General features: G+C 50.9%; 8 protein-coding genes. 7 read left to right on the top strand and 1 reads right to left on the bottom strand.

Annotation, left to right across the window (positions count from 1 at the left end):
• The first annotated feature begins 83 nt into the window (after positions 1-83).
• The 5 genes from folK to ABC831_RS04620 all read left to right on the top strand — a co-directional run bounded on the left by folK (position 84) and on the right by ABC831_RS04620 (position 4114).
• Positions 84-902 (top strand): 2-amino-4-hydroxy-6-hydroxymethyldihydropteridine diphosphokinase, encoded by an 819-nt coding sequence (gene folK, locus ABC831_RS04640; RefSeq protein ID WP_343247077.1) that lies wholly within the window; start codon positions 84-86, stop codon positions 900-902.
• Entirely contained in the window at positions 895-2025 is a 1131-nt protein-coding gene (gene pheA / locus ABC831_RS04635) for a prephenate dehydratase (protein WP_343247076.1), read from the top strand. Before folK ends, pheA begins: the two co-directional genes overlap by 8 nt.
• Positions 2026-2157: 132 nt before the next feature.
• Entirely contained in the window at positions 2158-3459 is a 1302-nt protein-coding gene (locus tag ABC831_RS04630) for an ATP-binding protein (protein ID WP_343247075.1), read from the top strand.
• Positions 3460-3672: 213 nt separating this feature from the next.
• Entirely contained in the window at positions 3673-3963 is a 291-nt protein-coding gene (locus ABC831_RS04625; RefSeq protein WP_343247074.1) for a hypothetical protein, read from the top strand.
• The gene (locus ABC831_RS04620) at positions 3956-4114 is read left to right on the top strand and encodes a hypothetical protein (protein ID WP_343247073.1); all 159 of its coding nucleotides are present in this window, start codon (positions 3956-3958) and stop codon (positions 4112-4114) included. Before ABC831_RS04625 ends, ABC831_RS04620 begins: the two co-directional genes overlap by 8 nt.
• Before the next feature lie 229 nt (positions 4115-4343).
• Here the strand turns inward: ABC831_RS04620 and ABC831_RS04615 are convergent, their stop codons facing one another.
• Positions 4344-5204 (bottom strand): helix-turn-helix domain-containing protein, encoded by an 861-nt coding sequence (locus ABC831_RS04615; RefSeq protein WP_343247072.1) that lies wholly within the window; start codon positions 5202-5204, stop codon positions 4344-4346.
• A gap of 255 nt (positions 5205-5459) precedes the next feature.
• Between ABC831_RS04615 and ABC831_RS04610 the strand changes: the two genes are divergently transcribed.
• Entirely contained in the window at positions 5460-10892 is a 5433-nt protein-coding gene (locus ABC831_RS04610; RefSeq protein ID WP_343247071.1) for a LamG-like jellyroll fold domain-containing protein, read from the top strand.
• Positions 10889-12931 carry a GH39 family glycosyl hydrolase gene (locus tag ABC831_RS04605; protein WP_343247070.1) on the top strand — a complete coding sequence of 681 codons (2043 nt, stop codon included), beginning with the start codon at positions 10889-10891 and terminating at the stop codon, positions 12929-12931. The genes ABC831_RS04610 and ABC831_RS04605 overlap by 4 nt, the downstream gene beginning before the upstream one ends.
• Positions 12932-12947 lie beyond the last annotated feature (16 nt).

Genomic DNA, 12947 nt, shown 5'->3' with positions numbered 1-12947 from the left:
GGACATGTCCCAAACCGAAACGGACATGTCCCAAACTGATCTGGACATGTCCCCAAGCCGGGAGATTAGGGAGGTAGTGAGTTTTGGACAAAATACATATCCATAACCTGGAGATATTCTGCAATCACGGAGTATATCCGGAAGAGAACACGCTGGGGCAGAAATTTCTCGTATCAGCATCTCTTTACACAGATACCAGGCAGGCCGGTCTCACAGATGATCTGAAGAAATCGATCCATTACGGAGAAGTCTGCCATATGATCAAGAAATTCATGAAGGAGCACACCTTTAAGCTGATCGAATCCGCGGCGGAACAGCTGGCAGCATATCTGCTGATCCATACGGAGAATCTTCAGATGATTCGGTTGGAAGTCAAGAAGCCATGGGCCCCCATCGGCCTGCCGTTAGAGACGGTTTCCGTAGAGATCGAGCGGGCATGGCATACCGCCTATATTGCTCTTGGTTCCAACCTGGGGGAGAGGGAAGGATATCTGCGCCAGGCGATTACCTCTTTAAATGAAACTATCGGTTGCCGGGTAGAACGGGTATCAGATTTTTTGGTCACAGCTCCCTATGGCGGTGTGGAACAGGAGGATTTCCTGAACGGCTGTCTGCTCCTTAAGACGCTGCTGCCGCCGATCGAGCTGCTGCACAGGCTTCAGGAGCTTGAGCAGGCGGCGGGCCGTGAGCGTATCGTGCACTGGGGTCCCAGGACACTGGACCTGGATCTGTTGTTCTATGATGATGAGGTATGGGATACGCAGGAGCTGACGATCCCCCACCCGGATATGCAGAACCGGGATTTTGTATTGACACCGCTGGAGCAGATCGCTCCGCTGAAGCGGCATCCGCTGTTAAATAAGACGATACGGCAGTTAAAGGGAGAATTGAGCGATGGATGAATTATTAGAGTTACGACAGGGAATTGATGAGATAGACCGGCAGATCGTTGAGCTGTTTGAGAAACGGATGGAGTTCAGCGGACGGGTTGCCGGCTATAAGATTCAGACCGGCAAGAAGATTCTGGACAAAGGCAGGGAAGAGGAAAAGATCAGCGCATTAAAGCAGATGACGGATGATGATTTCAATCGGCATGGTGTCGAAGAGCTGTTCAAACAGATCATGTCTATGAGCCGGAAGCTGCAGTACCGGCTGCTGGCCGAGAAGGGCGTGACCGGCCGTCTGGCATTTACACAGGTGGAAGACATGGGATTCGCCCACGCGCGTGTGGTGTTCCAGGGAACTGATGGGGCGTACAGCCAGCGTGCTATGGAAACCTTTTTTGGCGAAGGAGTCAGCAGTTTTCACGTAGACACCTGGCGGGATGCCATGGTGGCGATCCAGGAGGGGATGGCGGATTTTGCAGTCCTGCCGATTGAGAATTCCACGGCCGGCATTGTCAGCGAAGTGTATGATCTGTTGGTGGAATTTGATAATTATATCGTGGGAGAGCAGATTATCCGGATTGAAAATGCCCTGATGGGACTAAAAGGAGCCGAATTAGACGATATCCGCACCGTATATTCCCATCCCCAGGCGCTGATGCAGTCATCCAGATTTTTGGCTGAACACCGGGACTGGCAGATCATGAGTATCCGTAATACGGCAGTGGCCGCTAAGAAGGTTGTGGATGATCAGGACAGGACCCAGGCTGCTATCGCCGGAAAACATGCGGCTAAATACTATGGGCTTCATATCTTAAAAGACAGTTTAAATGATGATAAATCCAATTCTACCCGGTTCATCGTGGTGACCAACCAGAAGATCTATCGGAAAGAAGCGAAAAAGGTCAGTGTCTGTTTTGAACTGCCTCACGAGAGCGGCAGCCTTTTCAATATCCTGTCCCATTTTATATACAACAATCTCAACATGACTAAGATCGAATCCCGGCCATTGGAGGGAAGAAACTGGGAGTACCGGTTCTTCGTGGATTTTGAGGGGAATTTGTCGGGCAGCTCTGAAAAAAATGCGCTGCGGGGGATTGCGGAAGAGGCGATCAACCTGAGGATTCTGGGTAATTATTGAGCCGCAGCGAATGCGGCACTGGAGGAAATACCACAGGCATACCTGAATTAAGCCGCAGCGAATGCGGCATTGGAGGAAATACCACAGGCATACCTGAATTGAGCCGCAGTAAATGCGGCACTGGAGGAAATTATGAGATATGATGAATTGATTTTGTATAGAAATCTGGAGCACGGGGAAATACTGGAGCAGATGTCGGGGATTATGGAAAATGTCAGCCTGGATAGCAACGGGGAAGCGAGCAAAAAGGAGCTGCGGACGGAACTTTACAGCTGTATGAACGGTCTGGTGGAGCTGGCAGGGAAATACGGTTTCCAGGGTAATCTGTGGCACAACTACCTGGCACTGCTGCTGGTAAATAATGAGAATGCATTCAGTACGGCCAGCGAAATCATTGGTCCTATCGAAGGAAGCATCAATGAAGTCGCGCGTCATGACTTCGCGATTTTCAAAGAATATTTTGACTATCCGCTGATGGATCTGGCAGAATCACTGGGAGTAGATACGCTGAGTGTATTTCTAAGCTACCACGTGAAAAATGAAAACAGCAAGATGTACAATCAAAGAATCCGGGAAAGAATCTGTGAATTAGGGGTAAAGCTTGCGCAAGCCCAGGATGACAATGATTTCCTGCACATCATGACCGCTTTTTATCAGGATTTTGGAGTCGGTAAGCTGGGTTTACATAAAGCATTCCGCGTCGTTCATCACAGTGAGGGCGCTGAAATCGTCCCGATCACCAAAATTGCCCATGTACATCTGGACGACCTGGTCGGTTACGAACTGGCGAAAAAGAAGCTGATTGACAATACAGAAGCCTTTGTAGAAGGCCGCAGGGCGAACAACTGTCTGCTCTTCGGCGACGCCGGGACCGGAAAATCCTCCAGTATCAAAGCGATTCTGAACCAGTACTATGACAAAGGCCTTCGTATGATCGAGATCTACAAGCATCAGTTCCAGGACTTAAACGATGTCATCGCCCAGGTCAAAGACCGGAACTACAAATTTATCATATATATGGACGATCTCTCCTTCGAAGAATTTGAGATTGAATATAAATACTTGAAGGCGGTAATCGAGGGTGGCCTGGAGCGAAAACCCGATAATATACTCATCTACGCCACCTCCAACAGGCGCCATCTGGTCCGGGAAGAATTCGCCGACAAGCAGGGCAGACGGGACGACCTGCATGCCTCGGATACCGTTCAGGAGAAGCTATCCCTGGTGGCCCGTTTCGGAGTCCAGATTTTCTTCTGCGGGCCCAGCCAGAAAGAATACATGGGCATCGTATCCGAGCTGGCCAGGCGCAGCGGGATACTCTTATCCGAGGACGAACTCCATCTCAAAGCCAACCAGTGGGCCCTGAATCATGGAGGTCCGTCCGGCCGCACGGCCCAGCAATTCATAGATTACCTGCTGGGTACCCAAAATTAAATAAGATCAAAAGGGGACATGTCCATTTCGGCTTGAGAGCCAAATGGACATGTCCCCTTTTAGTAGCATATAGAGGATTATCTTCAGAAGTTATTCACCAGCCGTCTGCTGCCGGCTGACACCTAGAAGCAAAGTCCTGCGGGGGAACTTCGCGGGCGTATATATGATGCAGAAGGAGAGAATTATGATCCGAAAGAACTCTTTGAAGCTTATATGAAATTTGGCGGTATGCCCGGTATTGCGGATATTGGTCTTGATGTGGACAAGGCGCTTGCACTGTTAGATGGGATTTACTCTACAGCGGTGATGCGGGATATCCTGGAAAGAGAGAAGAGACGCGGTCAAAGACAGATAACGGATGCGGAACTTCTGCGGAAGATTATTATGTTTCTTGCAGATAATATCGGGAATAACACATCCATTACATCGATCGGAAACACATTGGTTCATAGCTGCAAATGCCAAGGAAAAAATATATTTCCAGGTAACCGAATCAATGAATGATCCATCTACCAGAGAAAGAGAACTGACGCCGCTTAGAAAAATACGTGACAATTATGAAAAAGTAGTTCTTGCCGGTGAATGTGATATTCCTGTCACACAGGATGGTATAAAAATTGTTAAATTGACAAACTTCCTGTTGGAAGGGGATTGACATAGAGGCCTTTTTTGTTTTTAGCATTTCGTTGTGTGGTGGCGGTGTGTTCCTGTTATAGATTGCGATACTGTTTTCAGTAAGCTGTCAGGGAATGCGCCGTTTTTTTCTTAAATGCGTTGGAGATAATTACCAATGCCTTGTCTGTTAAAAATTCTTTTGATTTCTCCAAATAAAAATCTATAACGTGCCGGCACACTGAATAACAGGGAGATATATGAGCGCTATACTAATATTTCAGATATTCGGAAATCTGCAGGGTAGGATCGTAGATCCCGGACAAATTCTTATGTGTATAAGTGTCAAGCCGGACATCCCTGGATACGCTCTTGGGGGTGGTGCCAGTTAAGGTCTTAAAGACACGGTTGAAGGTTCGTATGGAATTAAACCCGCATTTGGCTGAAACTTCCGTAAGCGTCATCTGTCCTTCGGACAACAGCTGGATGGCGTGTTCCACCCGGAGAATCTGCATATAGCTTGAGAAGGTCATTCCGAACATGTTTTTAAAAAACTTGGAAAAATAGGGTTTGGTAAATCCCATGATACTGGCGGCATCTTCAAAAGTGATGTACTCATAGTTTTCATTCAGGAGAGTCAGGAGGGTTTTATATTTCTCATAGATCTGGCTGCGATCCTCGTAAGGCCTGGTCTCTTCCTTTCGAAAAATATCCACAATCAGGTCAGAGATGTACATATCCGTCTTGACCTGGAAGAAGGGCTGCTGCTGGGTTAACTCACGGGAAATATTGTTGTAAAAGCTCTCAATCGGATAAGTATGAACCAGCCTGGGGGAACAGAGCGTATACTGCGTCACGATGCTTTGGGCACAGGCTGTGTTAAATAAGATAGTGGAGATTATACTGTCCTGGGAACCGCTTATTCTGTGAGTATCACCGCCGCTGCAGAAAAAGCAGTCCTTTGGGCCGGCCTGATAGCAGTTCTGATTCATGTGAATCTTTGCTGTACCGGAGTTTACATAGATTAATTCGTGTTCTTTATGCCAATGGGGAAGATTGTGCAGGTTCCGGTATTTGCCGGCCCATATATTTTCATTACAGCTATATTCCATTCTGACAAATTTTGACACCATAAGGCCCCCCCTTTTTCGATAAAGTTAATGAGAGTCTGAAATGTTACTTTTTCTATATCTGGTAAGTATTACCATTATACCATATTTGCGGAAAACAGGGAATAAGAAGATCTCAGGATTAGATTAATAAATGACTAATTTGGCAGAAGAGATGTCTTGCATTGGCGGAACCTATTTTGCTACAATCATCTCAGACGGAGGGCAGTGTATGTGAAGAAAAAGTTGAGAGATTTCTTTAAATGAAGGAGGAGGCTTATGAAAACAAATGGCTGGCGAAGCAGAAAACAAAGCAGGATATCCTGTATGGCTCTGTTCCTGGCGCTGTGTATCGGCACGTCACAATTTCCTGCCATGGCCGGTGAGGAAGGCGGACCAAACGTACTGCCGGAGAGTGTCACGGAATCCATCACCCACATCTATCCCTTTGACGGGGACGCTGCTGATTGGGTGAAGGATGGTGTGGCCGGCGAGCCAATTGGCGGTGTGGCCTACGAGGAAGGAAAGTATGGACAGGCTCTTTGCCTGGACGGAACCAACGGCATAAAATATCCCACAGACGTACTGAATGACAGCGGCAGCTTCAGCATTTCCATGTGGGCATACACCCAGTTCCCCGCAGGAGCGCAGGGGCGCCTCATATCCACCGGTGTCTGGGGAGATCATACGCCGGGCATAACCATGGGCCTGTTCACGGGCATGGACGAGAACAGCGGCTGGGCCGGAATGATCTATGGCATGGGTAAAGATGAGGGAGCGTCTTACTTTGACTGGAGCTGGACGGTACCCTATGAGCAGGTCTATGAAGCCTGGGCCCATGTGGCGGCGGTTTTTGATAAAGGCGAGAATCTGGTGCGGGTATATATCAATGGGGAGGAGAAAGATCGATACTCCCTGGAAAGCTATAATACCCAATCCTCCATGGAGGTTTTCGCACTGGGGGGACATCTGTCAGGGGACAGCCTGTCGGATGGGTATATCGGCAAGGTGGACGAGCTGATCTTGTTCGATAAGGCTCTCTCAGGGGATGAGGTGAAGGCCCTGTCCGAAGCTCAGGGAAGTCTGAAGCCCTGCCGCGTCAAATTTGAGGAAAATGGGGGAGAGCCGGTGGAGGACGCCCTGGTTTACCCGGGCGGAAAGGTCTCTCCTGCGGACATACATTACGGACAGCCGGAGGAAAATGTCATCTTCCTGGGGTGGTCTGTGGACGCAGCGGATTATCGCCCTTATGACTTTTCCGCGCCGGTCACTGCGGATATGACGCTATATGCCTTCTGGTATAGGGAGGGGGCTGCGGAGCAGACCGTTATGGAACAGAATCTGGCCTCTCTGGGGGCGGCACATTATTATCCCTTTGAGGGAGACGCGCAGGATCAGGGACCCGGAGCAGTTCCCGGTGAGGAGAAGGGAAACATCTCCTACGGATATGGTAAATTCGGCAGAGCGCTCTATCTGGACGGAAAAAGTTATATTCAATTTCCAGCCTCTATGTTAAAGGATGAACAGAGCTTCTCCGTATCCTTTTGGGCAAATTCCAAAATGGCGCTGGGAAACCAGGGAAGGATTCTCTCCACCGGCGTGTGGGGGGCCAATACGCCCGGATTCACTCTGGGGCTGTTCACAGAGTCAAATGGTTCGGAAAACTGGGCGGGAGCCATCTACGGGTTGGGTAAGGCGGACGGAGAAGCCTATTTTGACTGGAGCTGGCCGATAGCCTATGAAGCAGTGAATAACGTCTGGGCCCAGGTAACTGCGGTTTTTGACCGGGAAGAGATGCTGGTAAAGATATATATCAATGGAGAGGAGAAGGACCGGTATTCTCTGGAAGGATATGATACGGATTCCCGGACGGAGTATTTCGCATTGGGAGGTCATCTGGACGGCGGCGTCTTGTCAGAGAGCTTCACCGGACTGATCGATGATCTGGTTTTCTATGAGAAAGCCCTGAATCCGGAACAGATCCAGGCAGTATGCGAAAACCGTATCTATCAGGTGCCCGCCCAGAAGCTCAAGGTTACCTTCGAGGAGAACGGCGGAGAGAATGTGCCGGATGTACAGGTTTCTTATGGAGAGAAGGTCCCGGCTCCAGATATCCGGTACGCCCGGGATCAGGACCAGTGGATTTTTCTGGGATGGTCTGTGAATCAGACGGAGTTCGTACCTTATGATTTTGCAACGCCGGTGACGAACGATCTGACCCTGTACGCCTTCTGGTACCGGAAGGCGAGCGGGGAACAATCCCGGCTGCAGGAAAATAAGAAAATTCTGGATTTAACCCATTACTACCCCTTTGAGGGGGATGCTGAAGATGGCAGCGGACAGACACATGGCCAGGAGGCCGGAAACATTTCCTATGGCCAGGGGAGATACGGCAGAGCCCTCTACCTGGACGGACAGAGCTATATCGGATTTCCAGCGGCCATGCTGGGAGACGAGGGAAGTTTCTCCGTATCCTTCTGGGCGAATACCAGGCTGTCACCGGGAACCCAGGGCAGGATCCTGTCCACCGGCGTGTGGGGAGACGATACCCCCGGTTTTACCCTGGGACTGTTCACAGAGCAGCAGGAGGGAACCAGCTGGGCCGGAGCTGTCTATGGTGTGGGCAAATCTCAGGGACCGTCTTATTTTGACTGGAGCTGGGCAGTACCCTATGAGTCCGTGTACAAGACCTGGGCTCATGTGGCAGCCGTATTTGACAAGCAAGAGATGCTGGTGAAGGTGTATATCAACGGGGAGGAGAAGGACCGTTATTCCCTGGCTGGATATAATACAGACTCAAGGATGGAATACTTTGCCCTGGGAGGACATCTGGAAGGAACTACCCTGTCAGAGAGCTATACCGGACTGATTGATGATCTGGCCTTTTACAGTAAAGCACTTAAGGAAGACCAGATTCGGGCGGTCTACATGAATCAGCTTCTGGAGCCGGAACCGGAGGAACCGGTCTACCGGAAGAGTCAGGATGCTCAGGGCACCGCACATTACTATACATTTGATGATGAGACCGCCCGGGATGTCTTCTCAGACGGAACAGACGGCCAGATCACAGGGAATGCGGGATTCGCGGAGGGATTAAATGGCAAGGCGCTGAGACTGGACGGAAGCAGTTATGTGAAGCTGCCGGCGGATATGCTCAATGACCAGGGGGACTTCAGCATCTCCATGTGGGCCAGACCAGATATACAGGATAACACGAATGCCCGGATCTTCTCCACCGGCGTGTGGGGAGATAATTCTCCGGGAGCGGTCCTGGGGCTGCATACGAATGTGAATGCGGACGGAAGCTGGGCGGACGCTGTGTACGGGGTGGGACGCACCTCAGGAGAATCTTTCTTTTCCTGGAGCCGGGCTGTGCCTTATAATACAGTGAAAAACCAATGGGTACATCTGGCAGGCACCTACTCACATTCCGATCAGAAAATGAAAGTATATATCAATGGGGAGGAAAAAGCTTCCTTCTCATACGCGGGATACAATACCGACTCCGTTATGCAATACTTCGCCTTGGGAGGCCATCTGACGGAAGAGGGACTCATGGAAGGCTACAAGGGCCTGCTGGATGAGGTGAAAATACATGACAGGACTCTGACACCGGAACAAGTGGGGGCGGAATACGGCCGCTTCCGGCCTGTGCAGACAGCAGATAACCAAATCCAAAGACCCCAGGGACATTACCGGAAGAGCACAGAAGCATCAGGACTGGCCCATTACTATTCTTTTGATCAGAATGACGCCCGGGATTACTATGAGGACGGAGTGGACGGCATCCTGCGCGGTCATCCGGAATTCACGGGCGGTGTACGGGGGCGGGGGCTTAAGCTGGACGGCGGCAGCTGTATCCAGTTCCCTACGGAAATGCTGAATGACGATGGGGACTTTAGTATTACCTTCTATGCGAAAGCGGATATTATAGACAATGCCAATGCCCGGATCTTTTCTACCGGCGTGTGGGGAGAGAACTCTCCGGGAGTGGTGCTGGGGCTTCATACCAACGTTTCGGAAGAGGGAGCCTGGGCGGATGCCATCTACGGTGTGGGAAAACCGGGAGGGGATTCCTACTTCTCCTGGAGCGAGGCGGTGGACTATGATACCGTGCAGGATGAGTGGCTTTATGTGGCAGCGGTCTATGATTCTTCCAGGTCTGAGGCCCATATCTATCTCAACGGGGAAGAAAAGGCGAAGTTTGATTACAGCGGGTACAGTACGGATGCTCTGCCCTGGGATTTCGGAGTAGGGGGGCATCTGACGGAGCAGGGAGTGATGGAAGGATTTACCGGACTCATTGATGAGCTGAAGATTTACGATAAGGTTCTGAGCGGGAAGACCATCGCGGGCCAATACGACAGTTTTATAAAAGACCGGTACCGCAGCAGCACGGATGATATGGGAGTGGCCCATTATTACTCCTTTGATGGGCAGGACGCGTCTGATTATTTTGAAAATGGTACGGATGGAGAACTGGCAGGCAACCCGGAATTCGTGGAAGGAAAATATGGACTGGCATTAAAGCTGGACGGGAAAAGCTATGTGAAGCTACCCACAGCAATCCTGGCGGCTCCGGACAGCTTCAGCGTGTCCATGTGGGTGAATTCCCAGGTGGATGATAATCAGCAGGCCCGCCTTTTATCCACCGGCGCCTGGGGAGAAAATACCCCCGGTATCGCCATAGGTGTACATACCAATGTGTCGGAGGAAGGCAAATGGGCAGACCTCATCTATGGGGTGGGGAAGGAAGGCGGCGATGCCTATTTTGACTGGAGCTATGCGGTAGAGTATGAGACTCTGCATGAGGCCTGGGCCCATGTGATCCTGATCTGTGATGCGCAGGAAGGACTGATAAAAGTTTACGTCAACGGGGAGGAGAAGGATCGGTTTGAGTACGCTGGTTATGAGACTCTTCCGGATATAAAATATTTCGCCCTGGGCGGCCATCTGTTGGGAGATGTGCTGGGAGAGGGATTCCGGGGTCTGCTGGACGAAGTGTCCATCTATGACAGAGCCCTTACCCCTGAGGATGTGCTTTTGGTCAGCAGCGGGAAAATGTTAAATACTGTCACCTTCCAGGCCAACGGCGGAAGCCCGGTGGAACCGGTGCAGGTATTTATGGGAAATAAAGCAGAGGAGCCAGTATGCAGCAGGCAGCAGGCTGCCGGGGAAGAAGAATGGCACCTGGCCGCATGGTCCTCCCATCAGGAAGCCTATGTCCCGTATGATTTTGACAAGCCGGTGACCCAGGATATGACCCTTCATGCTATGTGGCGGATGGGGGATCAGGTGACGGTTAGTTTCGAGGGATACGAGGATCTCACCCAGGTTCTGGACGCAGGGCAGAAGGCACAGAAGCCGGAGATACCCGCGAAGGAAGGATATGAATTTTATAAATGGTACTGGGACAAGGCCATGACTGTTGAATTTGATTTTGATGAACCGGTCCAGGTCGATGCCACACTGTATCCCAGATGGGCCCAGATCGGTGCCGGCAGCCCCCGGGAAGAAGAGAAGCCGGAGGACGAGACGCCCCTTAAGGAAGGTTCCGGGAATTCTGCGCTGCCATGGATTCTGGCAGGAGCGGGAGTTGTAGTGGTAATAGGGGGAATCACAGGGCTTTGGCTGCTCAGGCGCAGAAAAGGAAAAAGGGATGAAACAGATGAAATAGAATCAAGAAAGATGAAGAAGGATGAAGAAGGATGAATAAGAAGAACCGGCTGTTAAGCCTGCTGTGTATCTGCCTGCAGTGTATCTGCCTGCTGACAGGCGGCTGCGGAAAGGAAAAGGAGCCTATGACAGAAGAATCTGAGAGGATGCAAAGCGGGAGTATAATCGAAGAGACGGAACCGGCTGCGGTCCTAAAGTACGCGGAGAATGAATGCCTGACGGATGAGGACGGCGGCGGGCAAATTGAATTTTCCCGGGCAGACGCTGCGGACGTGCGGATAAATCTGGGACAGCCGGAAGGCCTGCCCCTGCTTAAGAAGCTCTCCCAGTTTACCGTAGGCACCGATAAGCTGACCAATGTGGCGTCCAACGCCAAATATCTGAGAGACCTGCACGCTCCAACGATGCGCTATCCCCTGTCCATATGGGGGACGGACTACTCGGACAAGCTGGTGAAATATTGGGTTCAGGAAGCCTATAATAATGTAGGAAATATTTTTGCCAATAACGGCACTCCCGTTATGTACTGGCACCTGGCCGGGGTGGAAAGCGCCTACAACTATGCGTACGCGGGAAATAATACGGAAGATGCGGCCTTTTATCCCCCTGTTATTCCCACATACGCCCAGGCCTGGAAAACGGCGGCTCAGTATATCAGGGAATCCGGTCACAGAGCCTATTATGAGGTGTTAAATGAGTGCGACCACGACGCCTGGTACAAAGGAACCTGGCAGGAGTATGTGGATATCTATACCGCTGTGTCCAAGGCGGTGAGGGAGGGAGATCCTTACGCGGAAGTAGGCGGTTTATCTTCCGGAGGCTTAAGCCGCCTGCTGGGACAGGAGAATTTGGATTTGTTCCTGAATTCCGTGGAGAAGGAAGGCGCACCCCTGGATTTCGCTTCTTACCATGATTATTTCCAGGTATATCAGACTGACACAAAGATGCTTGCGGATGCCCTGGACAAAAGCGATTACTTTAAACAGACCCAGATGCACCTGAATGAATTTAACGTGTACTGGCCGGATGATGTATACAGCGATGTGAAGTCGGGAGATGATCTTTTGAAGACCTCGGGGGCGGTACCTCTGATCTTCGATGCCTTAGAATATTTTTCCCGGCATCCGGAGATTACCATGGTGCACTGGGGATGCTTTTCCGACATCTCGGAAGGATTGGATCTGTTCACTGACGAGGGGGAACCTCTGGCCTCCTACTATGCCCTGAAGACCTATCAGAATATGCCTGTGGAGAGAGTACACGCCGAATCCGGCAGGGATACGGTACGAGTCATGGCTTCCGCGAATGCGAAGGAAGGAGGTATCGTGCTGTGGAATTCCGGGGATAACCAGGAGGAAGTGACCTTGTCGGCAGAAGGAATCCCATCCGCGGGCGGAATGCTGGAAGTATACCGGATAGACCGTGAAAATGCCAGCCCGGGAGAAGGCGGCACTGCGGAGTATGAGCCTTTGGAGGCCTATGGGAACCTGACGAACGATGCCTTCACCTGGAAGGGAGCCATCCCTTCAGGAGGAACCGTATATATCCGCTGGATTCAGGCTGAGGGCGCCAGCCAGGAGAAGGATTCCGACGCTTCCCAATTAGGGGAAGTGATTCGCAAGCACTACTATTATGAAGACCGCAGCAAAAATACTTACAGTGAGTTTGATGAGAATACCCACACGCTGTATATGGGTATGGGAGATCAGTCGGAAGGTATGGCCAGGTGCGGCGTGGTGTTCCGGAATGGAAAGGATGTGCTGAAGGGCCGGATCACGGCAGACGGCTGCCAAAGAGACGCAGCCCGGGGAACCATAGGTATGCGGATCGACTATAGCGCCGGAATCAATGAGTATGCCCAAAGTGTATATGTGCTTTTTGGAGGAATGGAACCCGAGTATGATGGGTATCCCTGGGGAACCGGTGAGAATCCGGAGCAGATCCTCAGGGAGGAGGGAACAGAGTTCTCCATTCCTATCGCCAAGTTTGCGCCGGATGACTGGAACGGGGAATATGTGCTCTCTTTTGAGATCATGGATAGGGAAGCCGGCGGGACGGTTAAGCTGGAATTTTAGATACGAGGAGGATGAA

The sequence above is a fragment of the Diplocloster hominis genome (genome assembly GCF_032380655.1).
GTDB lineage: Bacteria > Bacillota > Clostridia > Lachnospirales > Lachnospiraceae > Diplocloster > Diplocloster hominis.
This window is presented reverse-complemented; position numbering and strand designations above follow the sequence as displayed.